Genomic DNA, 25152 nt, shown 5'->3' on the forward strand with positions numbered 1-25152 from the left:
AGGAGCAATCAAGGCAGTGTCACGGTATAATCGTTACCAAGAGTTATGTCATACTGATCGATCGCAGTTTGACGGATTCTGAAAGTCTGGCTGGTTATTGGCAAAGTACCGCCGCTCTTGTGAAAGATTCTATAGGTTCCGCCACCTGTATGTTGAAAGGTGTGATTCGGATATGAACCGCCCGCATTGCAGGCATTGAGCGCATCGATTATTGTGAAGATGCTATTACAATCGTTTAAGGCGAAAAGGGTTCCATTTTGCAGCTGCCGCGAAAGTACAACCGTAATATCCATATCGCCACCGGTAAAAGTACCTGCGGCAGCTGTCACCGACACTACACGCAGCTCTTGACCCAAGGGTATGCCACTCTTAAACTGAAAGGCTTTGTCTGACCCGAAAGCCGCCCCGCGAAAATCGGTTACCCCGGCTTTCACCGTGATCGTGTAATCGGTATTGGGGTCTAGATCTGCAGAGGGCGTGGCCACGAGAATCGAGTTTCGCTTTTCGAGAGAAGTTAAGGTTAGCGGGCTGCAGGCACCAGAGCGATTATTCAACAGCTGTATATTGCCGCTGCCGCAGTCACCTACAGTATCGACTGTCAAACTCGCTGCCTCCATCGGGTTGTTGAACTTGAGCTGAACCGATTGCGTGAGTGTCGTCCAACTCATGCTCGTTGTAGGTGAAGTCGAAAGCACCTGCGTCGGCGAGGCATAATACTTATCGACGACGAAGTCTTCAGGCACTGAAACGCCCATACAATGAGCAAAACCCAGAATCACGCCGCAAACCATTAGCTTTTTCATAAATCCTCCGCAAGTTTTCATATAAATTGCTTACCCACGCCGACGCTGAAATTCCAAATCAGCAGATTTTGCCCGCCCGAATAGAAATAGAAATCGGGGCCGGTCTTAAAGAGAAACTTCAGGCTCGATGTATAATCGTATTGCAAAATCGCGCCCAGAGACATGACGGGGGTGAATCCTGCTGAAAGATTGGCACCACCGCTACGCCAAATGTTCTGGTACGAAGAGCCAAAACCGGCATAAGGCAAGAGCTCTAGCTTGTAAGGCAGCGGCACCGGGTATGCTGTGAAGGCGATCAGGTCTGCGCGCAGCAGATTGGTTTTTACCGTATCGGTTGAAGTCTCGCCCGAAAACATCTGCACCGGCAGCGTCGCCGATGCGGTAGAGAAATTCAGCTGCGCGCCCAGAACGAGGTCGTAGGGCAGAATGTTCTTCACCTGATAAATGGCGCTGACCACAAAATATGACAACATCTGCCCAACGGGAAAATTCTGATCTACGGCGATACTGTCGGCGCTGCCGCCGAGACTGCCCATCGCGGGGTACCCCAAATACCCTGAAATCTGGTGTTCGGGCACTTTGTAGCAGCCGATATTGACATCGATAGTGTCGCGATCACCCAGCTTTGAGGGCTTACCGACCTTGCAGTACTGCGCGGGCATCTTGGGCAAACTGACGAGGCCGATCTCGAAGAGTTGCAGGTCTTCGACCCGCGTCTGAAACTTCTTTTGACCTAAGGCGTCGATTTTGAGCTCTTCTTTGCCATCGAGCGACACGACAAGCTCACCCCCATGGAAATCTGTTAGCACGACAACCACCGGAACTGTATCCGTGATACAGCTAATAAGAATTTCTGTATTTTTGAAAGTCACCTTGTTGCGGCCATTACGCACGTGGCAGAATTGCCGCGGTTCTTTGGGCGCATTTTTCACTGTCAGCACATAAGACTCGCCGCCCTTAAATCGCGAACCAAAATCTTTTGCCGTTTCGCCAGGGTTCACCGCAAATTCTTTTCCACCGAAATCGAGCACAAGCCCCGTGCCCTTGAGTCCGGCGATCTGCGCCGTGACTGCAAAAGTCTGACTTTTGAGCTGTGCGAGAATCTCGCTTTTCATTTTTTCGCTAAGGCTATCGCTGTCTTGCACGAGTTCTTCGCGCACTGTGAACAGAATCTGTTTCAACTGGGCATGGTAAGCCGAAACCGTGATGAACTTTTTGCCCTTCTCGCTGGCCGTGCCAGGCCAGAACAACAGATCACTTTTTAATGCCTCAGCAGCAGTCGCCAGGTATTGCGTATCGGCCGCCAGGTCCGTGCTCCATCCGCTTTTGCGGGCGTACCGTTCAACTCCCTTTGCTGAAATCTGAACTCCATACCCGTCGTCGCGAATACTCGCCGAAATTTTTGCATAGAGACTGGTGACTTCTTTGTGGCTCTGGCCGGGTGCAGGTGGCAACCATGCCATACGCAAAGTGCCAACAGTTTGTATCGATGCGGATTCTTCTTCGCCCTCTGTCTCAACCGTAATCTTCTTGAGCTCACTCACCACGTTTTCAGCAGAGGTGTTGATCGCTTCGAAGAGCGACGCGTCAAGATTGGGCTTCAGTTCGGGCAGTTCAGCGGTACGGTTTTCCGTGACGTAATAGACAAAGGTGCGCATGCTGATCTGCGTGACTTCATTCTCTGCCGGCTTGTGCCCGTGCGGCTTTTCGATGATGCCATACGAGCCATAGATGAGGATATCTGCGTTCAGCGCGACTGCGATACGCAGCAGGTTATTCTTTTCAGGAATCTTTCGGGGGTCGAAAATACCAACCTTACTCAACTCGGCCATTGCCTCGTTGATTTTCTCTTCGGAAATTCTCTCGTATGAAAACTTCTGCTTTAGTGATTCATCGATTGCCGAAGCGAGAGAACCCGCCAAGTATCCCGCGCTTTCAACATTGCCTGTATAATGGATCATGCCGATGCGGGCAAGCTCTGCTCTGACCGGGGTAAAGACAGCGGCAAGCCCGCAGTACAGGAGTATGAACTTGGTGTATTTCATGATGGGTGCGGGCATTTCGTTTAGAGCGTAATGAGTTCAAAGCGAAAACCATACCAAACTCGCTGTTTGGTATGGAGCAGGTTCATTGTTCAGAATCCTGCCGGTAGATTGCTGCTCATTCTCGACAACGGGGCTTCAAATGGCTCTGGCGTAAAGTCCGTTTTTCAACTCGCGAAGACTTGTCAGCCGCCGTTTTAATAGCTGCAAGCCTCAATCTCTATTGAAAATAATCCACTAAACCTATGACAGTTCTCATTCTCATCATCGCCTGCTTTCTCGCAGGGGTTGTGTTGCGCCGGCTGAAGGTGTTTCCCGAAAACGCGCATACGGTACTCAATACCTTCATTATTTACGTTTCGCTGCCGGCCCTCGTGATCAAATCATTGCGGCTGATACCGATGACACCCGCCTACTTCAGCGCCGCCCTCATGCCGTGGATTATGTTTCTGCTCGCAGCGATGCTTTTTCTGGCGCTTGAAAGATTCAAAGTCATCAACCGCACCACAGCGCTCGCGCTCATGATCACCGCAGGCCTCAGCAACACGTCGTTTGTCGGCATACCAGTCATCGAAGCGCTGTATGGCAAGCAGTACATTCCGGTGGCGGTGATTATCGACCAAATGGGCACATTCTTACTCGTGGCGCTGGTCGTTATACCGTTGGTGGATTTCTTGCGCATCGGTGAATTCAGCCTGCGCGTGGCGGCACGCAATCTGCTGCTGTTTCCGCCGTTTATTGCGCTGCTTCTCGCGTTCGTCTTTCAGGTATTTCGCCCCGTAGAAACTGTTTATGCCGTTGCCGAACGCATCGCCGAAACGCTTGCACCTCTCGCACTCGTTTCTGTAGGTTTGCAGTGGGCGCCTGGCAAGGTGAAAGAATTCGGCAAAGAGCTGGCATTGGGGCTGACATTCAAATTGATTCTGGCTCCGGCGATTATCTATGCTTTTTACGCGGCAGCAAAATACAATGCCGATCTGCGCAAGATCGTGGTGCTCGAGGCAGCGATGGGGCCGATGATCACCGGCGGCATTATCGCCATGCAGCGCAATTTAAACCCACCGCTGGTTGCGGCCATGCTTTCGATCGGTATTCCACTTTCGCTCTTGACATCGCTGGTCGTAAAGCTGCTGTTTCGCTGATCAAATATGCTATACCTGCGCCGAATAAAGAGCGAATGGCTGGCTTTTGCCGAAAGTACACCGCAGCGCATTGAGTTTCTCGTCTCGGCAACGGTGCTTACGACCGTGATGTTCTGCCTGCTCTTCTATCTGCGCTATAACGAAACACGCCCGGGCGTCGTGCTGCAAGACCCGCTGCTTGCGATGATCACCCCGGTCGATCTGAGCCTGCTCACTTTCATTCTCATCTATGCAGGCATCATCAGCACCGTCGGCATGTTGCTGAGCCACCCCAGGCGGCTCATGATCGGTCTGCAAATTTATGCCGTTTACGCTTCACTGCGACTCACGGGAATGTGGCTGGTTCCACTCGAAGCACCGGCAGGCCTGATACCCCTTGTCGACCCACTCATGTCGTGGGCGCAGACCGGACACCAGCTCAACAAAGATTTGTTTTTTTCTGGCCACACGTCGACGATGTTCATCTGCTATCTTATTTTGCCACCGGGTTGGGGCAGGCCGATCTTTCTCACGGGTGTGATCATTATGGCGACGACACTCATTGTGCAGCACGTGCACTACACGGTCGACGTTTTGTCTGCGCCGTTCTATTGTTATGGCGCGATGGGGCTGGTGCTGCGTGTACGCAAGCTATGCGGAGCGTCAGGCGACATGAATGGTTGAGGGCAGCGGCAATACGGCGCCCGGCACATTGCGGTCTGAATCCTTTTTACTGCCTTAGAATCTTCTAATATAGAAGAGACATAATTACTTTTCTGTTTTTTGGTGCGGCCTTTGCTGTGCAATATATTGACGCTCTGTCTCAGAGCCATTTTATGATAAATTTTGACCCCTCGATAAGGGAGAAATTATGAGCAGAACTGACAAAACGCCCCCTACACAGGCCACGCAGCCGCAGGTACACCCTGATTCGAACGCGGTTGGCGTGATGCCTACCTCGGCGATCGGTATGTACGACCCGCAGTTTGAAAAAGACTCATGCGGCGTGGGCTTCATCGTCGACCTCAAGGCAAATAAGTCACGCGACATCGTTGAGAAGGCCGTGCAGATGCTCATGAACCTCGAACACCGCGGCGCGGTGGGCGCAGACCCTGAAACAGGCGACGGGGCGGGCATTCTGCTGCAGATGCCGCATGACTTCATGAAGATCGCGGCAGCCGAAGCCAAGATCAAGCTGCCGAACGAGGGTGAATACGCCGTGGCGTTTATCTTCATGCCACAAGACAATGGTCTGCGCAAACAAGTAGAAAATATTTTCGAGAAGATCGTCGTCGATGAAGACCTCGAATTTCTCGGCTGGCGCAAGGTGCCTGTCGACGATAACGTGCCAGGCTATGGCGCAAAGCTCACGCTGCCCTATGTCGTGCAGGCATTTGTTGGTCGTGGCAAGTTCAAAGGCAGCGCCGATGATTTTGAGCGCCGCCTTTATCTCGTGCGCCGCGTGATCGACCACCGCATTCGCGCAGAACTCAAACTGAACCGCGCGCAGTACTACGTGCCGTCGTTCAGCAGCCGCACCATTGTTTACAAGGGTATGCTGCTTGCGGCTCAGGTACCGGCATTCTTCAAAGACCTGCGCCATAAAGAAATGAAGTCTGCGCTCGCGCTGATTCACATGCGCTTTTCGACGAACACATTCCCGACATGGGATCTCGCGCACCCGTTTCGCATGATTGCGCACAACGGCGAAATCAATACGCTGCGCGGCAACATCAACTGGATGCGCACACGCGAAGCCGTGATGGAATCACCACACTATGGCAGCGATCTGAAGCGCATGCTGCCGATCGTTATGGAAGGCCAGTCAGACTCGGCCACGTTCGATACAGTGCTCGAACTTCTCGTGATGAGCGGGCGCAGCCTGCCGCATGCGATCATGATGATGATTCCCGAGGCATGGTCGAAAAATGACCTCATGTCAGAAGAGCGCCGCGCGTTCTATGAATACCACGCCACGATGATGGAACCCTGGGATGGCCCTGCGGCTGTGGCGTTTACTGACGGCAACATTATCGGCGCCACACTCGACCGCAACGGGCTGAGGCCTGCGCGCTATATCAAGACCAAAGACGATATCGTCATTATGGCGTCTGAAATGGGCGTACTTGAAGTGCCGCCTGAAGACATTGTGCTCAGCGGCAAACTCGAACCGGGCCGCATGTTTCTCATCGACCTTTCTGAACACCGCATCATTTCTGACGACGAAGCGAAAGACAAGATCGTGAAACAGAAGCCCTATGGCAAATGGGTCAAAGAAAACATGATCAAGTTCGCCGACCTGCCAGAGCCCAAAGAATCGCCGACGCCCGAGCACAAAACCATGCTCGAACGCCAGCGTATTTTCGGTTACACTAAAGAAGACCTGCTGACGGTCATGAAACCCATGGTCGTCACAGGGCAAGAAGCCGTAGGTTCCATGGGCACCGATGCCGCACTGGCAGTGCTTTCAGAAAAACCACAGCTGCTCTACCGCTATTTCAAGCAGCTCTTCGCGCAGGTGACGAACCCTCCGGTCGACGCGATTCGCGAAGAACTCGTGATGGAGCTGACGACCTACATCGGCCCTGAGCAAAACCTGCTCGACGAAACGCCAGAACATGCACACCGCATTGAGCTGCCGCACCCGATTCTCGAAAACAGCCAGCTTGCCCAGCTGAAAGAAATCGCCGAAGGCCAGTTCTCGGCGCGCTCTTTCAGCCTGCATTTTAATCCGGCGAAGAAGAACGACATGCGCACTCAGCTCGACCGCATCTGCGCAAGTGCCTGCGAAGCTGTTCGCCTCGGTTTCAACATCATCATTCTCACCGACCGCGGTGTGAACCGTGAAATCGCCCCGATTCCGAGCCTGCTCGGTGTCGCCGCCGTGCACCACGCCCTTATTAAAGCGGGGCTGAGAACACGCACGGGTATCGTGATCGAAACGGGTGAAGCGCGCGAAGTTCACCATTTTGCACTGCTGTTGGGTTATGGGGCGAACGCCATCAATCCATACCTGGCGTATGAGACCCTGCACGACCTCTACAAAATCGGCTTCATGCCCGAGCTGAAAGAAGAAAAGTATATAGAGAAAAATTACCGCAAAGCAATCGGTAAAGGCCTCTACAAAATTTTCAGCAAGATGGGTATTTCAACTCTGCAATCGTATTGCGGAGCTCAGATTTTCGAAGCCGTCGGTCTCGACTCAGAGGTTATTGAACACTACTTCACCGGCACCGCGAGCCGGGTCGAAGGTGTCAGCCTCGAGATGCTCGAAGAAGAGGCACGCCGCCGCCACGAAGAAGCTTTCGGCGACCTGCGCGAAGGTATTCTGCCATCGGGCGGTCTTTACCACTACCGTGTAGACGGCGAAGCCCACTTGTGGAACCCGACTACCGTTGCGAAGTTGCAGATTAGCACGCGCAACTCTGACTACAAGACCTTTAAAGAATACACTGCGGCGATCGATGACCAGAGCAAGCGCCGTGTAACGCTGCGCTCATTGCTCGAGTTCGACTATGCTGCGACCCCGATTCCGATTGAAGAGGTCGAGCCGGCGAAAGAAATTGTGAAGCGGTTTGCAACCGGCGCGATGAGCTTCGGCTCCATTTCGTGGGAAGCACACACCAACCTCGCGATTGCGATGAACCGCATCGGCGGTAAAAGCAATACCGGTGAAGGGGGCGAAAGCGCCGAACGATTTGTGACTCTGCCGAACGGCGACAGCCTGCGTTCAGCAATTAAGCAAGTGGCCTCGGGTCGGTTCGGTGTCACAGCCAACTATCTTATCAATGCAGACGAACTGCAGATCAAGATGGCACAGGGTGCAAAACCCGGCGAAGGCGGGCAGCTGCCTGGCTTTAAAGTCGACAAGATCATCGGCAAAGTACGCCACTCAACGCCGGGTGTGACGCTCATTTCACCACCGCCGCACCATGACATCTATTCGATCGAAGATTTGAAACAGCTGATTTTCGACCTGAAAAATATAAATCCCCGTGCGCGCATCAGCGTCAAGTTGGTGTCAGAGAGCGGTGTCGGTACGGTCGCTGCAGGCGTCGCGAAAGCGCACGCCGACCATATTCTGATCAGCGGCCACGACGGTGGCACTGGTGCTTCACCCATCAGCTCAATTCAGTACGCCGGCACCCCGTGGGAGCTCGGTCTCGCTGAGACGCACCAGGTGCTCGTTGTCAACGGCCTCAGAGACCGCGTTTACGTGCAGGCCGACGGCCAGATGAAAACGGGGCGCGACGTTGTTGTTGCCGCACTTTTGGGCGCAGAAGAGTTCGGTTTCGCCACGGCGCCGCTTGTGACTCTCGGCTGCATCATGATGCGCAAATGCCACCTGAACACCTGCCCGGTCGGCGTCGCCACGCAAGACCCTGAGCTGCGCAAGAAGTTCAACGGCAAACCAGAGCATGTCGTGAACTTCATGTTCTACATCGCCGAAGAGGTGCGTGAATATATGGCTCGCCTGGGCTTCAGAAAGCTCACCGACATGGTCGGTCGCACAGAAAAACTGATCACCGCGCGACCCAAAGACCATTGGAAAGCGCGCGGCCTCGACCTCAGCAAACTGCTGACGATGCAGAAACCTGTCTACAAGACAGATCTCTACCGCACGAAGGCACAGAACCACGAAATCGACAAGCAGATTGACAACCGCATAATCGAGATGGCCAAACGCTCACTCGACAAGCAAGAGCCGGTCGAAATCAACCTGCCGGTAACCAATGTCGATCGTACCGTCGGCGCAATGCTCTCAGGCGAAGTGGCAAAACGCTATGGCGACGAGGGACTGCCACACGATACGATCACCGTCAATATGAAGGGCACTGCAGGCCAGAGTTTTGGCTGCTTTCTCGCGAAAGGCGTGACTCTGAAGCTTTCGGGTCAGGCGAACGACTACTGCGGCAAAGGTCTTTCGGGCGGCAAACTTGTCGTGCGCCTGCCAGAAAAAACCAGCTACAGCGCAACAGAGAATATCATCATCGGCAATACCTGCCTCTACGGCGCGACTTCGGGTGAGGCCTACTTTCAAGGCCGTGCGGGCGAGCGTTTCGGTGTGCGCAACTCAGGTGTGCATGCAGTCGTAGAAGGTACCGGTGACCATGGTTGCGAATACATGACGGGGGGCCGCGTGGTCGTTCTCGGTGAAATCGGGCGAAACTTTGCCGCAGGCATGTCTGGCGGCATCGCGTATGTGTGGGATCCGCAGAATGTACACGAGAAGTTCGTAAACATGGAACTCGTCGACATCGAAGCCGTTACCGACGAGCGCGATGCCGATGAACTGCTGCACATGATTACGCGCCACAAAGAATATACCGGCTCGAAGCGTGCTGCTGAAATTCTCGGCGACTGGAAAAACCAGATCAAGAACTTTAGAAAAATTATCCCCGGCGAATACAAGAAGGCGCTCGCAGCTCTCGCAGACGAGGCGCAGAAAGAGAATGAAATGGTCGACGAATCTAAGTTAAAGGTGGGCAGCGAAGGCGCCGCTAAGGGTGGCAAACATGGGTAAGCCGACAGGCTTCAAAGAATTCGCCCGGGCATCGCAGGTTTCTGACCCAGTTGCAGAGCGGGTAAAACATTACAAAGAGTTCGAACACACGTTTGAGCCCGATGTGGCAAAAGTACAGGGTGCCCGTTGCATGGATTGCGGTATTCCGTTCTGCCATGGTGATACCGGTTGCCCGGTTGATAACTATATTCCCGAGTTCAACGACCTGGTTTTTCGTGGCCGCTACGAAGACGCGCTCGAGAACCTGCATTCGACCAACAACTTTCCCGAATTTACGGGCAGATTGTGCCCGGCACCGTGCGAAGGGGCCTGCACTCTGGGTATCAATGAACCGGCCGTTGCCATCAAAGGTATCGAACGCTTCATCATCGATACGGGCTTCAAGAATGGTTGGGTCAAGCCGCAACCCCCGAAGCACAAAACCGGCAAGCGCGTTGCAGTGATCGGTGCGGGTCCCGCAGGCATGGCTGCATCTCAGCAGCTGGCTCGTATGGGGCATTCGGTAACGCTCTATGAAAAGAACGAGAAGATCGGCGGATTGATCCGCTTTGGCATACCCGATTTTAAATTCGAAAAATGGCAGATTGACCGTCGCGCCGAACAGATGACCGCCGAGGGTGTAGAGATCAAAACAGGTGTGAATGTCGGCAAAGATATCACAGCCGACGAGCTGCTCAAGCAATATGACGCGGTAGTTCTGTCGGGTGGCGCTGAAGCTCCTCGTGACCTGCCGATACCCGGCCGCGAACTTAAAGGTATTCACTTCGCCATGGAGTTTCTGCCGCAGAACAATCGCAAGAATGCCGGTATCGACGTGGCCAATGCCATTTCAGCGACCGGCAAGAACGTCGTCGTGATTGGCGGTGGCGACACCGGTTCTGACTGCGTGGGCACGTCAAACCGCCACAAGGCCAAGGGCGTCAGCCAGCTCGAACTTTTCCCGATGCCGCCGGCTGAACGCGCAGCTTCAACGCCGTGGCCTTACTGGCCAATGAAACTCAGAACTTCTTCGAGCCACGAAGAAGGCGCTGAGCGCATGTGGTCGATCAACACGCTGCGCTTCAACGACGACGGCAAAGGCAATGTCAAGAGCCTGTCTTGCGTCAAAGTAGAAATGAAAGACGGCAAGTTTGTCGATGTACCCGGTTCTGAATTTGAACTGCAGGCAGACCTGGTGCTGCTCGCGATGGGCTTTCTTGGCCCGCAAAAAGGCGGACTCATCGAGCAATTCGAAAAGGCCGGCCTGCAGCTCGATGCCCGAGGCAACGTGAAAGCAGACTTCGGCGACCATGCCGGCGCGCACCGCACGACAGTAGACAAAGTTTTCGCGGCAGGCGATATGCGCCGTGGCCAGAGTCTGATCGTTTGGGCGATTGCCGAAGGTCGCAAGTGTGCCAACGCAGTGAATGCCTATCTGATGGCCGCCAAATAAGGCAGGCGACAGCCGAGAAGAGTTGTATGTCTGAATTCAAACCACAACGCCTGAAATTGCCTGTACCCGGTGAAGAGAACGTGTACGGCCTTTACGAAGGCCCTGTTCCCGACACAACTACCCGCGAGTGGGATTTCAACAGCAGGCTTTTTCCCCGCCGCCGCAGCGAGCGCAAAGCGTGGATATACCTTGGCTTTTTTAGCAGAGATTTCTATGCTGGCATGGCAATCGTCGACGCGGGTTATATTGCATCGGCATTCTGCTATGTGTATATACCGGCAGAAAAGTATTTTCACGAGCACAAACTGACTCTGCCGCTGGGCTTCGGCAACGCGTTCGATGCCACGCTCTCTGACAGCTGGCGCCTGGGCCCATATGAGATGCTGCCGACGAAAGAAAAGATCGTCGTGAACATCAGAGGCGAATTTGACCTCAGCGCGACCTTTGCGCTCAAGGGCAACGGCCTGAGCACGATAGCGCCGAGCGATGCCAACCGTCCGTTTCACTTCACATACAAAGAAATGAGCATGGCAGCCGAGGGCGAATTTAGCTTTCAGGGCCGCAGGCAGCGCTTTGCAGGCGATTGCGGTATTTCAGATTACACGAAAGGATATCCCCCGCGCAAAACAGAGTGGAACTGGTTGTCGCTTGTCGGCAAAACCGAAACAGGTAAATCCATCGGCGTGAACCTTGTCGACAAGTTCAACAACGGTATCGAGAACGCATTGTGGGTCGACGGCAAACCGACCGCGCTCAGCACCGCTCATTTTCACTATATAAGGCCTGCCGATAAGTCGATCTGGCGTATTCTGACGCGTGACAATGTCTTTGAAGCCCGCTTTAGACCATTTGGCGCGCGCGGTGAGAATCTCAACATCGGCATTCTGCGCAGCCAGTTTGTACAACCTTACGGCATTTTCGACGGGCAGATCAAGATTGACGGCCAGCTCGAAAAGTTTTCAGGCTACGGGGTCACCGAAGACCACCTGGCCCTCTGGTAAGCAACTTAAGTATGGCGATACACTCGACCACCATTATCTGCGTGCGGCGTGACGGGCAGACCGCGATGGCCGGCGATGGCCAGGTCAGTGCCGGGCAGACAATTCTGAAAGGTAACGCGATAAAGGTCAGAAAGTTATTTTCTGACAAGATTCTGGCAGGTTTCGCCGGGGCGACGGCCGACGCGTTTACGCTCATCGAAAAGCTCGAAGAAAAATTACAGGCCTATGGCGGCAACCTGACGCGCGCATCGGTTGAACTGGCCAAAGACTGGCGCACAGACAAAATGCTGCGGCGGCTCGAAGCGATGCTGATCGCAGCCGACAAAGACAAGATATTCTTGCTCACCGGCAATGGCGACGTGATTGAACCCGAAGAAGGCGTAATCGCCATCGGTTCAGGCGGAAACTATGCACTCGCTGCAGCACGGGCACTTTTGAAGAAAACGACATTGCCGGCCGCAGAAATTTGCACAGAATCTTTGCAGATCGCCTCTGAAATCTGCGTGTACACCAACGGCAATATCCGGCTCGAAACTCTTTAATCTACCCCGCAGAAAACCGGCGGGGCAGCTATAGTTAGCCTACTCGTTTTCTTCGTTCTGACCGGGAATTCTGCCGACGGCAACGTTCTCGGCATCCAAATGCACTCGCCAGCCGGCATCCGTTTTGATGAAAGATAACTTTTCGTCGTCGGCAAAGTAGAGAGTTGCCTTGTTGCCCTTTTCGGTGCGACGCAATACCTGAGCCGGAGGCAGCATCTCTTTTGGCAAAAGCGTAGTTTCACTGCCCGCGCCTTCGTTGCGCATCATATAGCCAATAAAATCTTCGATTGTCAGCTCTTTCAACTTTGAAACCGACATGTTCATCTGCTTGGCCATGTGCTCAAAGGCCTGCGCGGCTTGCGGGTTTTCAGGTATCGACTGGAACATCGAGCGCATGCCCTCGATTTTCTCTTCGAGTTCTGTCAGGGTTTCTTTTGAGAGCACGGCTACAAAGGCCTTGGCGTCGCGGCGAATGTATGCGTCTTGCACGGCCGCCAACGCTGCCTCGGGCGTATCGAGCTTCTTCTTGCCACAACCGACAACAGCCAAAGCGCAAAATAGTGCGACAGAAATTCTGAACATTCCCTCACTTTTTACGAGTCACACAGAATGACAATCAAATCAATCAAGAAACTGGGGCCTGAATACACCCTGAAAAACGGGGTTCTCTGCCACTGGGTGCCACTGGCTTTCGGGCAATGCCTCCAGGTCAGGTAGCGTGCGAATTCGCAGCTCGGCGCGCGCATCGCCGGTGTGGTAAACCGCAAGCACGCCTGCGCCTGCCCGTACTATCATCATCACATGCCGAATCTTCAATTCTGCAGAATAAAAATAGAGCAGATCCCCTGTCTTGAGGCGCGCCGGGCGCGCAACGCGTGCAAGGCGATGGCTATGCTGAATCAGCTGCTGGGCCGTTAGGTTGCCGTTTTGCCAGGCCGATGCAATTTCGGTCAGAAGTTTTGATTTCGCCAGAGCATTGACCGACCGCATCGCCGGATACCTGTCATAAAACCGATCGTCATGCTGCTGCATGGCCTCCCAGAAAACGTAACGAACCAGGCCGGCGCAATCGCGGTTGCTTGCGTGCCAACGGTAGTTTGCACCCTTTGGCTCAAGGCGCAGTACAAGCGGGGTAAAGGCTTCTACGAACGCGCGAAATTTCTGTTGCGAGTCAGCACTTAACTTCAGGTTATCCGCGTAGGCCGGCGTGCATGCCAGATTCAGGGTAAAAAAAAGCCCCGCAAACGCGGGGCTTTTTCGAAAGATCATCGGGAGATGATCAGTTCGCTGGTGCAGCAGCTGGCTCTGCCGGCTTTTCAACAGTTGCGCCACCGACTGGGCGAATTGTTGATTTTGGCGGATTGTCATCGACGATGAAGTCAACGCGAACCGGTTGAGATTCGTTGCCAACTTTGTCTGACGCCTTCGCTTCGATGCTGTGCGGGCCTTCAGTCTGGAATACCAGCTTACCGCTGTAAATTTGCCATTCTGCAGCGCCGTCAACCTTTACGAAGATATTCGCGACACCTGATTCAGCATCTTGTGCCTCGACGAGGTAGCTGTTGTCACGCATTGCATATTTCTTGCCGTCGACGTTGATCCAGCGTTTTGCTGGCGTGATCATCACGACAGGAGGAGTATTCTCTACGTACAGAGAGTTGATAACCGCGAGGTCTTCTGGGCTTGCACCCTGGCCTGGGCTTGAAGTTGAGAAACCGCTGAGGTTCTCTGACTTGTTGCCGAGGTTGTCAATTGCGCGGTATTTCAGCTGCGCAGCACCCGGCTTATCGAGCACGATGCCGTCTTTGTATGGCTGCCAGTCAGAACCATTGGTTGAGTACTCAACGCTCTTCACGCCGCTATAGTTATCGGTTGCGCGAATTTCGAGTTTCGTGCCCGGTGCCAGATAGCGCTTACCATCGATAATAATCGGCGCTTTGTTCAGTGCAAAGTTCATGTATGGGCCGGTGTTATCGATAATCACGTTGAAGATGTTATCTTCTTCGCGGTTACCGACGCGGTCGACCGAACGGTAAGTAATCTTGTGCGGGCCTTCTTTTTCGAGTGAAAACGGATGACCGTACACTGAGAATGACTGGGTTTCGTTGATCTTGAATTCGATGTAATCGAGGTTCGAGATGTTATCGGTCGCAGTCAGTTCGAATTTGGCCTGTGACGTTGCATAGGTGTTCTTGCCGTCGTTGTAAAGGTTGCCAACCTGTGAGTCAGCTGTTGCCGCAGGTGCTGAGCTGCCTGCCGCGCGATCAGTCGCCGCCGGTGCCGTAACGGCCCCGTCGCTCGCCTTTTCAGCTTCGTCGACTTTTTTCTCTGCGTCTTGCGCAGCTTTATCGGCCGAATCAAGGCCAGACGGATCCAGGTCTTGAGCTATCAGCCACGAAGCTGAGGCAACAAGAACCAGAAACGCTATTTTCATGGTACGTGTCATGTTCAGTAGCATAGGTTCCTCTCTAAAAAAATTTGCATTTCAAAACCCCGTGGGATTTACTCTGATAAAGATACTCTGAAAGAACGGTTTTCGACTTTTTGGTTTCGGCGGCTGCGCCGCCGAAACCAAAAAGCAAACCAGTCTTTCAGAGTACCCTTAGTGTATCGTCCCGCCGGGTATGATGACTTAACTGCGAGTCGCGGGTTTAGTCACACAATGTCAATTTATTTTGCCATATGAGCCGCCTCGTGGCCCAGATGGCAAAATAAATTGACACGTAAACGGGGTCAATCCCCCCCATGATTTGGCCGATAATATAGCATGCGCGGGCGTCTTATGTCACAATTTCTCAGGATGATGCTCGTGGGCGGCACGCTGCTCGCGTCGGTCAATTGCGCGGCGCGTCAGGTGCGCAACGAGATCGAGCTGCAAGAGGCGGCGAAACGAGCTGCGGCAAACGAAGAGAAGGGCTGGGTCGCGCTCGAAGGCACGGTTCGCACGAAAGACGAAGACCCTGATTATGACATGCAGCGCAAGGCGCTCGCCGAAGTCGGCAAAATTCCCTCGCCGCGCTCGCAGGTTCTGCTGACTGAAAACGTCAACAACCGCTACCTGCGCGCAGAGGCAATCGGTGGGCTGATGAAACAGCGCAACGAATCTAACCGAGAGGCCATCGACAAACTCATCGTCGAGGCCGCGGCGAAAAACGCAGAGGAATTCAGCGGCCTCACTCGCGAAGAGATTCAGGCACTCGGCGAATCAGACAATCCCGAAGCCGTTCGGTTGCTCAGGCAGCAGATGGGGCGCGACCCGAACAAAGACGAAATGACGATCGATGCTTTGGGCAAGATTCTGAAACGCCAAAAACGCTCGAGTTACAGCCCGATCGACTTTTCGCTACCGCTCGGGCAGGGCGCAAAGATCAGCTTTGAAGACATTTCGACAGACAAAGGCGAGAGCGCAGAGCCGGCGAAAGCCGAGCCGGCGGCAGCTACCGCCAACGAAACAGACCCCGAACAGGCACTCATCGACTACCTCTCGGGCGATGGCTCGCCTGAAGCCAAAGACCGGGCAGTGCAGAACATTGCGGATGCACGCTCGAATGGTATCACTTACCTGTTGGGCCTTGCAGGCAAAACTTCGGTAAAACCGGCGGCACGCATCGCGATTATCGACTTTCTGACCCGGCACGCCGTCAACACGCAGGATAAGTCGATGATCGGCAAGTTTCAGGCACTGCGTGGGCGCGCCGGTGGTAACCGCCAGATAATTGCGTCGATCGATCTCTCGCTCAGGGTGCTCGGCAGCGCTTTCGGGCGCGCGGTGGCTGTTGGCGGTTCGCAGCGGCGACGCATTGTTGTCACCGACGGGTATGACCCGCTCGCGCGCGAAGCCGATATCGTGAAACTCGACCAGAGACCCTACCCCGGCTATTCGGCTGCAGATGTGCGCACAAACCTCAAGAAGGCACTCACCTATTACAGGCTCGATGCGACCCTTGCCGACCGCATGCAGAAACGCGTGAACGATTTGCTGAACCTGCCCGAGAACAAAGAATCACCCGAGCGCAATCTCATCTTCACGGCGCTCGGCAGACTCTACCCCGATCGTGATTTTTACGTGCTGAAAAAGCAAGGGCAAGAAGCATTCGCAAAACCCGGCTATTTCACCACAACGCTGAGGCTCGTCACCGCCTCACGCCGCGGTCGATCATGGCAAATCGCCGCGTTGCAGCGCGTGTGGGGCCTGAGTGAAAACGAAGCCGATCGTATTCGCCAGATCTATCTGCGCGACGGCAAATTGCTGCAGCAGCGCATGCGGCTCTGACCGCCACCACAAATTCAGTCGTGAAACTGCGCAACGAGCTGCTGCTCATTTTCGCTATGGTTATCTGGAGCGCCTCATGGACTTCGGGTAAACTCATAGCGTCGACGGCCCCGCCGCAGATCACGCTCTTCTGGCGATACCTGTTTTCTGCCATCGCCCTCGCGCCCCTCGTGACACTGACAGGTGCCCGCTTTAGGGTGACGCTTGCGCAGGCATTGTGGGCCGCGCTCGGTGCCGGTATCATGACGGTTTATACTTTCATGTTTTTCATTGGCCTCAAAACCGGCCTCGCGGGTGCTGCGGGTGTTCTGGTAACTTCAATGAACCCGATCTTCACCTACTTTCTGACCCGAGTCTTGTTTCGCCATACTTTGAGAGCCCGCGATGCTCTGGGTCTGACCCTCGGTGTAGCTGGCGGTGCGATTCTGATTGAGTTCTGGCACCTCTCGTACGAACAGATGCTGCTCTCGGGCAACCTGCTGTTTCTCGTCGCATCGCTCGTCTACGCGCTCGTGACGCTCACAACCAACGCAGCGACGCGCGCCACCTCGATCGTCGTCTATTCATTCTATGTGAATGTCTTTGGCGCGGTAATCTGCATGACTCTCATCGGGGGGGATTTCTCCCGTACACCGGCGGCGCATGATTACAACTATTGGTTAAACGTTTTCTACCTGGGAGTCGTCTCAAACGCGTTCGCGACGACCGTCTACTTCTTTGCGGTCAAACAACTGGGGTCGGCCCGCGCGAGCTCTTATGTTTTTATCGTGCCTGCTACCGCGCTCTTAATCGCGGCGCTCTACCTTCACGAACCGGTGAAGGCAACGACGCTCATAGGCGGATTGATTGCGCTTCTGGCGGTGACGATCTTGAGGCGCGCTTGATGCCCTCTGGGCATCAAGCGCTAAATTCTATTCTTTATCCTGATCCATCAGTTGTTTGATGGTTTCGGCCATAACTTCGGGCTGGTTCTTGAATTTCACCCCGTCGACGACGATCTCTTCTTTGCCGATGGTCACCCCGGCCTTGCGGGGTATCGAGCTGGCGCTGCCCGCAGAAGAATGCGCCGAGTCATAATTTCCCATGCCCTCGCCAGTACCTGAAAAATCCTCACCGTCGGCTGCAAGTTCGCTGCCACCCGTGTCGCCTTCGGGCAACATGTCTGAATTCTCACCGAGACCGAGAGTTTCAGAGTCGGGTTGGTTCTCAATCACCTCAATCGCTTCGGGAACTTTCTTCGCGAGCAATGCATAAAGACCGCTGCCGAGCACAAACATCAAGAGGCCGCTGACGAGTGGTCTGAATACCAGCGCGACGGCGCCGCTGTCAGAAATTATCGTGAACACGAGCGCGACCATGGCGCCCAATACGGCGAGCAGAATGCTCAGGCGAATGTGTGCGGCCGTGAAAAAAGCAGGCATTGTTCACGACCTCGCGAGCACCATGTTACATGGCAGGGCTGAAGATTTTTTTAAAGAAGGCGCCGACACCCGACTCGTTGCGCTTCGGCAGCTCTTGCTCGAGAATGCGCGACGCGACGATGTCGAGGCACGATGCCGCCTTGCAACCGGGAAAAAGCTGGTAGAAGGGTTTCTGCCGGCGAATCGATTTGGAGACATTGTCGTCGTCGTAGATGAAACCCAGATTTTCGACTCGCACATTCAAGAACTGGCTCGAGATATTGATCACGCGCTCAGCAACCTTTTTCCCCTCGAGTGACGACTGCGCACGGTTGACGAGCAGCTTGAGGTTTTTGTCGGGCGCGACGAGCACGATCGATTTGATAATGCCATATGCGTCGGTAATCGCAGTCGGCTCGGGTGTCGTCACGACGATCACCTTGTCGGCCGGCAGGGTAAAGCCGACGACGTTCGACGAAACGCCGGCGCCGGTATCGATCAGCATAATGTCATAGCCCGAGAGTTTTTCAAAGGCCGAGACCAGTGTGCCCCGCTCTTTGTCAGAAAGGTTGGCGAGCATGCTGTAGCCCGAGGCGCCTGCGATAATGTCGAGACCTTCGGGTGTGCGAATAATAATGTCTTCGAGCTCTTTATGGCCCTTGATGACGTGATAGAGGTTGAATTTCGGCACGACGCCGAGCAGCACATTGACGTTCGCGAGGCCCAGGTCGGCGTCAAACAGCAGCACCTTCTTACCGGCAGTTGCGAGGGCAAGCCCGAGGTTCACAGAGATGGTTGATTTGCCCACACCCCCCTTACCGCTGGTGAGCGTGATGATTTGTGTGGTAGTGCCTGGGTCTGACTTACCGACCATTTTTCTGAGCGTGCTTGCCTGATCCATTGAGCCTCTTCTTTTAGTTTCGATCAATTAGGTCTGTTTCATCAAGCCATTTTTTAAGCAGGGCGTCAGAAATGAGCAAGCGGTCGGCGTCGAGCCAGTCTTTGGCCACATCTTGACCGTTTGTGAGCATCGAGAACGGCTTGTGCCACGTGTCAGCCACTTCGACGATCGGCGCGAAACTAAAACTCTCATCGATCTTGCTGATAATGATACGGCTGTAATCCAAGAGCTCAAAGCGGTCGAACAACAGTCGGGCGTCTTGCAGGCGGGTTGTTGCAGGTATCACGAGGTGCGTTTCGATGTCGTGCTGCGCCGAGATCGCCTCGAAAAAGGTCTTTTGCCGCGCCAGAAATTCCTGATTTGCCGGGCTCGAACCGCTCGTATCGACAAAAATAAACTCGGCTTCGCTCTGCTCGATTGCCACCTTCAGCTCGTCGGGGTTGCGGCACACCCGGCAGGGAATATCCATAATGCGCGCATAAACTTTGAGCTGCTCGGTTGCGGCGATGCGGTAGTTGTCGATCGTGATCAGCTCAACCTTGCGCTTTTGTGAAACGCTCAGGCGCGCGGCCATTTTGACAAGGGTCGTTGTCTTGCCTGCGCCCGTCGGGCCGACGAGAGTGATAATTCTCTGCGAGGCCGTTGTCGTCGTGCGCACATGTTCGCCCAGAATCTCGCGTGCCTTTGCATGCACTTTTTTGCGCAGTTTGTAATCGGTCGGCGCAATCTGCGCCCGCGTACGCATGGCGATGCTCTCGGCAAAAGGCGAGCTAAACCCGATTGTCACGAGATGCTCGTAGAGCGACATCAGTTCGCGCTCTTTGACAAGGTCGAGATCGGGGCCGCCCTTGCTCTTCAGAGCCGCCTTCAGTTCGGCCACTTCGGCTTCGAGCTTGCGTATTTGCTCACCCGAGGGCGGGGTGATGCTGATCGGCATCACTTCTTTTTTGAGCTGCGGCGTCAGTTCGCGACTGAGGGTAACCGGCCCGTTTTGATCGGGCAGAGCGCTGCGCTTCGGCGAAGTACGGTTCAGCATCTCTTCAAGCAACTTCAGCTTGTTGTCGATCGATTCATCTTTCTTCTTGGGCTGAACCTTATTCTTCTCAAGAATCGCGCCGCTTATTTCCCATTGTTTTGCGCGGGTAATTTTACCCCACACGCTCTTCACAGGCACTTCGCGCTGGTTTGAAATTAACACGTCAGGGCCGCTGCCATATTTGTTGCGAACCTTCGCGAGAACTTCAGCGTGAGAATCGCCCCGTTCGGTGAAATATTGCATCAGGCATTTACCTCGCTGGTATCAAGAATCACTTTTGTCAGTTCAAAAAATTTCGCATCGCGTGGAATTTCTTCGTACGCAATTACCGCGAAAGACCGCGTCGATGTTTCACGCGAAATGATTTCGGCTATACTCGAACGCACCTCAGAGCCGCAGACAAAGAGCGGAAACCGGCCCTGCGTTTGCATCGTGTTATATGCGTTCAAGAGCACGCTGCGCAGTCGCTCGCGATAGTGTGGGTCGATCGCGAGAATTCGTCCGTCGCGGTCGTCGATGGTGATACTGCCACGCACGTCATATTCAATCTGCGGGTCGATGACTGCGGCGAAGATGGCCTTATTCTTATCTTGATAGGGTGCGACGATCTGCCGGGCAAGGCGCTGGCGTACCATGTCGGTTAGCAGCTCTGCATTATTGACCCGGCCACCATAATCGGCCAGCGTCTCAAGAATCGCGGGCAGGTTGCGTATCGAGACATTTTCTCTCAACAGATTGTGCAAGATCGACAACAATACCCCCGGGTTCGGAAAAAGTTTGGTCACTTCGTCGACCACGCTCGGGTATTTTTGTTTCGTCTTGTCTAAGAGCAGCTTGACCTCTTCGCGGCCCATGATCTGCGGCGCGTAGGCCCTGAAAGTTTCTTGCAGGTGCGTGATCATCATCGTGCTCGCATCGATCACAACATAACCCTTCTCTTCAGCTTCGCGCTTTTTCTCGGGGTCGATCAGCACAACGCGCTGGCCGAACGCAGGGTCGTTGACAACCATGTCTGCCGAAGTCGGTTGAATCTCTTCGCGCACGTTGGGGTTCGTGAGCGCGCCGAGGTATTCAGGGTACACTTTGGTGCGGGCGACCTCGATGCCGCCGATAAGAATCACATATTCGTTGCCGTCGAGGTCGAGGTTGTCGTTGATGCGAACCGGCGGCACAATCATACCGAGGTCAGCGGCCATTTTCTGCCTCAGGTTGGTGATGCGGTCGAGCAGAGTGCCACCTTGCTTTCGATCGAGCAGCGGCACGAGGTTAAATCCTATTTCGATTTTTAGCGGATCGACAGCGAGCTCATCGAGAAACCGCTCTGTTGAGCCAACTTTTTGCTGCTCTTGAATCGCTTCTTGCTTTTGGCTCTCGGCCATTTTCTGCTGGCGCATGTTGTAGGCCAGAAAGCCCAGAAACAAACTGATGACCCAGAGTGAAAGTTTCGGAAACCCCGGCACCAGCGATGCGACAAACAGCGCGCCAGCAGTAATATAGAGTGCGCGGGCGTTCTGAAACATCTGCGACGAAAGTTCGGTCGTGAGGTTATTCTTCGCGCCGGCACGCGTCACTACCATACCTGTCGCAACGGTAATCAGCAGCGAAGGTATCTGCGCCACGAGGCCGTCGCCGATCGTGAGCAGCGTATAGGTCTTCAGCGCGGTTTGCAGGCTTTCACCCCGCATCGCCATTCCGATAATGAGCCCACCGATCACGTTAATCGCGGTGATGATGAGCCCGACGCGCACATCACCCTGAACGAACTTGGTCGCACCATCCATCTGGCCGTAAAAATCAACTTCGCGCTGCAGGGCTTCTTTTCGCCGCGTGCCCTCTTCTTCAGTGACTCGACCCGAAGTCATGTCGGCTTCGAGGGCCATCTGTCGGCCTGGCAACGCATCGAGCGCAAAGCGGGCAGACACTTCTGAGATTCGCGTGGCACCTTTCGTGATGACCATCATCTGCACCAAGACGAGAATAATGAACACGACGAAGCCAATGACATAATTGCCGCCGACGACGAACTCACCAAACGCACGAATCAGCTGGCCCTCAAACGCCGGGCCCTTTGCCAGAATAAGCCGTGTCGACGACACGTTGAGTGCCAGGCGGTAGACCGTGGTCACGAGCAACAGCGTCGGAAAAACAGAGAATTCTGAAATTTCCCGATTGAACATCGCCGTCAACAGCGCGACGATAGAAATCATAATACTGATCGCCAGCAAAAAGTCGAGCAGCAGCGCGGGCAAAGGAACAATCAGCATCGCGACAACCGCGATTACCGCGACGCCGAGCATAATATCACCCTGCTGGTACCACTTCTTCATGCGACCCGCCGGTTACGCGTAATTTTCTCGGTAAGCGCAGGCAGCGCCGCGACGATTTTGGCGACAAGCTCAAACAGGTTATGCGGCAGAATCTGATTCAAAGCGACATTGTCATAAATGAATCGCGCGAGTGGCTTGTCTTCGACGAGCGGCACTTCATTCTGCCTGGCCACTTCACGAATGATGCGCGCAATTTCATCTTCGCCTTTTGCCACAAGTTTCGGCGGCGTGCCTTCGAAATCGAGTTCGAATTTGATCGCTACCGCATAGTGCGTGGGGTTCGTGATGACGAGGTCGGCTGTGGCGACTGCCTGGCGCATTGAACTGCGCAGAGCTTCTTGCATGCGCTGGCGCTGCCGTGCCTTTATCTGCGGGTCACCCTCTTGCTCACGGTATTCTTGCTTCACTTCTTGCTTCGTCATCTTCAGACTTTCGATGAACTGCGAGCGCTGAAAGATGTAATCGGGTATCGACATCAGTAGCAAGATGACAATGAGCACAAGAGCGAGCTTGAAGCACATGTACCCGAGCGTGCGCAGCGCCTCGCCCACGCCCATGCGGCCGGTTTTCATGATGCTCAAAAAATCGTCGCTGATCATGAGGTAGCTGACAAGCCCAATCAGCACAACTTTCACGATCGTTTTCAGCAGATTGATATATATCTGCTTCGAAAAGAATATGCGCTCAACCATGCGGTTGAAACTGAAAGAAATATTCGAGAGTTTTGGACGCAGCGGTTCGAGCGAAAACATAAAACCAGTCTGCGACAGGTTACCGATAATGCCCATGATCATGACAGCCGCAAAAAACGGCGCGAGCATAAAAAAAAGTTCGCGCGAAATCATGAGTACCATGGGCATGAGTGTGGTTTCGTTGATGGCGCCGAGGCTCGAAAAATTGCCGATGTAAACTTTTGCGAGGCGCGCGATTGAAGAGAGAATCCAGCCGGCGCTGGCGAATAGAACGATGAGACCAGCGAGCGAACCCAGCGCGGCGGGTATCTCGGCACTTTTCGGTACGCGGCCTTTTTCGCGTTCGCGGCGGCGACGGGTTTCGGTGGGGTCTTCGGTGCGACCCTCGTCTTCGGCCGCAAACATCGCCAAGAGGTCTAGATCCTCATTGACGAATGGCAAAGCAGGTGAGGATATCGATGCGTACTGAAGGTCAGGAAACAGTTCGTCGGGCCGGCCGCCGAAGAGCCGGTGAATCGGGCGCCAAAGCGCAATTAAGGATAGAATGCACCAGTAGCGCAATAATGCGACATAATACAGAATGCGTGGGCTGTCAAGGCTTTAGAGGCGAGTCATTAACTTAGGGTCCTGCGGACTTTAGTTAATGACGGACATCTGCTTCCACTTGCCCCCGACGAAACGGCGCCAGAAGACCGAAGCCTGCACAATGCTGAAAACCGTTGCGGCGCCCCAGGCCCAGTAGACTGCACCAGGCTTGTCTTGAAAGAGCCAAGCCGGCATAACCATCAGCGGCCAGGGAAGTATCAACGCCACAATCGTCACAAAGCGCGTATCGCCGGCGCCCTTCAGCGAAAACGAGAAGATCAGGTTGACGCTGTCTGAAATCGTAAACGTCGCCACAAACATGAGAAGATACGGCGCGATAACACTGACCTTAGCCCACATTTCGGCGTCGTTCTTGTTGGCGAACCAGCTGAGGTAAAACCCGGGAAAAAGAACAAACGTCAGACCCGCCGTTAAGATGTACATGACGGTGACCTGCCAGCCGGCCCAGACGGCGCGCTCGGCCTGGTCGGGTTTTTTCTCCCCCAGAAACTGGCCGACGAGCACTGAAGTTGCCTGTGCCATGCCCAGCGTTGGCAGAATCGACAGCATCATGATGGTCACGACAATCGATGATGCTGAAAGCGCGGCGCTGCCGTCTGCCATGCGGCCGATGAATATCAGAAAGATGCTGAACGCAAGGCCTTCGAGCGCCCACTGCATGCCGCTCGGCACGCCAAAGCGGATAAACCTTGCCATGAGTTCATTATTCCATTTCCAGCCTGTGGTCAGCCCATATTCGCGGCGCTCACGGTCGCTGAACACGAGATACATGCCGTAGAGCGCCGCGATCGCGGTGCCGATCGCTGTGGCATAACCCGCACCGGCGATTCCCATTTTGGGAAAGCCAAGTTTCCCGAGAATCATGCAATAATCGAGAATGGCATTGGCGACAAGACCCACGCCATTAATCTGCATGATCACCTGCGTGCGCCCAAGGCCGGTGAAATAGCCGCTCGCGGCAGCGACGACCGCCGTCGGCAGCGCCGAAAAGCACATCGCGACAAAATAGTCAACTTCAAGGCGCTGCATGGAGCTCGCATGCCCCATCGCACCGAACACACTACCGGCAAATGGTATCAAACCGATAAAAAGCAAACCGCCGATGATGCTCACATAGATTGCCTGCCAGACAGCCGGGCCTATCATTGCGTTGCGGTTTGCGCCGAAATACTGCGCCACGAAGGTCGTGACGTAAGAGGCTGTTTGTTGTAAGAGCGCCATGGGAGTCCAGAAGACGCCCATGACGGCCACAGCTGCGCCCATCGCTTCGGTGGCGTAATCAGCGAGAAACAGACGATCGATTGTCATCTGCAGGTTCCAAAAACTATTGGCGACGATAAGCGGCCACGCGATCTTTAAGATAGCCTTCCATCGGCCGGCGCGGCTCGCGGGCAGTTCAGCCATGGGTTCGAGGTTTGTGACAGGTTCAGACATGAATCTCTCTTTATGGTG

General features: G+C 54.3%; 19 protein-coding genes. 8 read left to right on the plus strand and 11 right to left on the minus strand.

Translation table 11 applies throughout. From position 1 onward, the window contains the following. Window positions 1-8 precede the first annotated feature (8 nt). Together TURPA_RS04305 and TURPA_RS04310 are read right to left on the minus strand one after the other, a co-directional pair. Window positions 9-803 carry an Ig-like domain-containing domain gene (locus TURPA_RS04305; protein ID WP_014802063.1) on the minus strand — a complete coding sequence of 265 codons (795 nt, stop codon included), beginning with the start codon at window positions 801-803 and terminating at the stop codon, window positions 9-11. A gap of 17 nt (window positions 804-820) precedes the next feature. After that, on the minus strand, window positions 821-2863 hold the full coding sequence (locus tag TURPA_RS04310) for a hypothetical protein (RefSeq protein WP_014802064.1): 2043 nt from the start codon (window positions 2861-2863) through the stop codon (window positions 821-823). Window positions 2864-3090: 227 nt separating this feature from the next. Here TURPA_RS04310 and TURPA_RS04315 point away from each other — a divergent pair, with 227 nt between their 5' ends. From TURPA_RS04315 to hslV, 6 genes are all read left to right on the plus strand, one after another. Continuing rightward, a complete protein-coding gene (locus TURPA_RS04315; protein WP_014802065.1) occupies window positions 3091-3987 on the plus strand; it encodes an AEC family transporter in 897 nt (298 codons plus the stop codon). A gap of 6 nt (window positions 3988-3993) precedes the next feature. Next, on the plus strand, window positions 3994-4650 hold the full coding sequence (locus tag TURPA_RS04320; RefSeq protein ID WP_014802066.1) for a phosphatase PAP2-related protein: 657 nt from the start codon (window positions 3994-3996) through the stop codon (window positions 4648-4650). A 187-nt stretch (window positions 4651-4837) separates the two neighbouring features. Further along, window positions 4838-9490 (plus strand): glutamate synthase large subunit, encoded by a 4653-nt coding sequence (gene gltB, locus TURPA_RS04325; RefSeq protein ID WP_014802067.1) that lies wholly within the window; start codon window positions 4838-4840, stop codon window positions 9488-9490. Beyond that, window positions 9483-10922: a glutamate synthase subunit beta gene (locus tag TURPA_RS04330; protein WP_014802068.1), complete on the plus strand. Its 1440-nt coding sequence runs from the start codon at window positions 9483-9485 to the stop codon at window positions 10920-10922. The genes gltB and TURPA_RS04330 overlap by 8 nt, the downstream gene beginning before the upstream one ends. 26 nt (window positions 10923-10948) lie before the next feature. Next, on the plus strand, window positions 10949-11923 hold the full coding sequence (locus tag TURPA_RS04335; RefSeq protein WP_014802069.1) for a DUF2804 domain-containing protein: 975 nt from the start codon (window positions 10949-10951) through the stop codon (window positions 11921-11923). A gap of 11 nt (window positions 11924-11934) precedes the next feature. Continuing rightward, window positions 11935-12465, plus strand: a complete 531-nt coding sequence (gene hslV, locus TURPA_RS04340) for an ATP-dependent protease subunit HslV (protein WP_014802070.1) — start codon at window positions 11935-11937, stop codon at window positions 12463-12465. A 39-nt stretch (window positions 12466-12504) separates the two neighbouring features. Here hslV and TURPA_RS04345 read toward each other — a convergent pair whose 3' ends face one another. Genes TURPA_RS04345 through TURPA_RS04355 form a run of 3 tightly spaced genes read right to left on the minus strand, consistent with a single transcriptional unit; the run spans window position 12505 to window position 14899 of the window. Next, window positions 12505-13047: a hypothetical protein gene (locus TURPA_RS04345; RefSeq protein ID WP_014802071.1), complete on the minus strand. Its 543-nt coding sequence runs from the start codon at window positions 13045-13047 to the stop codon at window positions 12505-12507. Between the two features lie 39 nt (window positions 13048-13086). Continuing rightward, window positions 13087-13734, minus strand: a complete 648-nt coding sequence (locus TURPA_RS04350; protein ID WP_014802072.1) for a DUF1175 family protein — start codon at window positions 13732-13734, stop codon at window positions 13087-13089. Window positions 13735-13744: 10 nt separating this feature from the next. Beyond that, window positions 13745-14899 carry an OmpL47-type beta-barrel domain-containing protein gene (locus TURPA_RS04355; RefSeq protein ID WP_041948296.1) on the minus strand — a complete coding sequence of 385 codons (1155 nt, stop codon included), beginning with the start codon at window positions 14897-14899 and terminating at the stop codon, window positions 13745-13747. Between the two features lie 348 nt (window positions 14900-15247). Here TURPA_RS04355 and TURPA_RS04360 point away from each other — a divergent pair, with 348 nt between their 5' ends. Together TURPA_RS04360 and TURPA_RS04365 are read left to right on the plus strand one after the other, a co-directional pair. Next, window positions 15248-16738: a hypothetical protein gene (locus TURPA_RS04360; RefSeq protein ID WP_014802074.1), complete on the plus strand. Its 1491-nt coding sequence runs from the start codon at window positions 15248-15250 to the stop codon at window positions 16736-16738. 20 nt (window positions 16739-16758) lie between these two features. Further along, window positions 16759-17622, plus strand: coding sequence for a DMT family transporter (locus TURPA_RS04365; RefSeq protein WP_014802075.1), 864 nt, complete (start codon window positions 16759-16761; stop codon window positions 17620-17622). Between the two features lie 27 nt (window positions 17623-17649). On the opposite strand, the gene TURPA_RS04370 is transcribed toward TURPA_RS04365, so the two are convergent. The 6 genes from TURPA_RS04370 to TURPA_RS04395 all read right to left on the minus strand — a co-directional run bounded on the left by TURPA_RS04370 (window position 17650) and on the right by TURPA_RS04395 (window position 25134). Further along, entirely contained in the window at window positions 17650-18159 is a 510-nt protein-coding gene (locus tag TURPA_RS04370; protein WP_014802076.1) for a hypothetical protein, read from the minus strand. 25 nt (window positions 18160-18184) lie between these two features. Beyond that, on the minus strand, window positions 18185-19039 hold the full coding sequence (locus TURPA_RS04375) for a MinD/ParA family protein (RefSeq protein ID WP_014802077.1): 855 nt from the start codon (window positions 19037-19039) through the stop codon (window positions 18185-18187). A gap of 13 nt (window positions 19040-19052) precedes the next feature. Next, window positions 19053-20318, minus strand: a complete 1266-nt coding sequence (gene flhF / locus TURPA_RS04380) for a flagellar biosynthesis GTPase FlhF (RefSeq protein WP_014802078.1) — start codon at window positions 20316-20318, stop codon at window positions 19053-19055. Then, entirely contained in the window at window positions 20318-22402 is a 2085-nt protein-coding gene (locus tag TURPA_RS04385) for a flagellar biosynthesis protein FlhA (protein ID WP_014802079.1), read from the minus strand. The genes flhF and TURPA_RS04385 overlap by 1 nt, the downstream gene beginning before the upstream one ends. Beyond that, entirely contained in the window at window positions 22399-23655 is a 1257-nt protein-coding gene (locus TURPA_RS04390; protein ID WP_014802080.1) for an EscU/YscU/HrcU family type III secretion system export apparatus switch protein, read from the minus strand. The genes TURPA_RS04385 and TURPA_RS04390 overlap by 4 nt, the downstream gene beginning before the upstream one ends. A 75-nt stretch (window positions 23656-23730) precedes the next feature. After that, complete coding sequence (locus TURPA_RS04395) at window positions 23731-25134, minus strand: MATE family efflux transporter (RefSeq protein WP_014802081.1); 1404 nt, start codon at window positions 25132-25134, stop codon at window positions 23731-23733. Window positions 25135-25152: the final 18 nt, after the last annotated feature.

It is taken from the genome of Turneriella parva DSM 21527 (assembly GCF_000266885.1).
GTDB lineage: Bacteria > Spirochaetota > Leptospiria > Turneriellales > Turneriellaceae > Turneriella > Turneriella parva.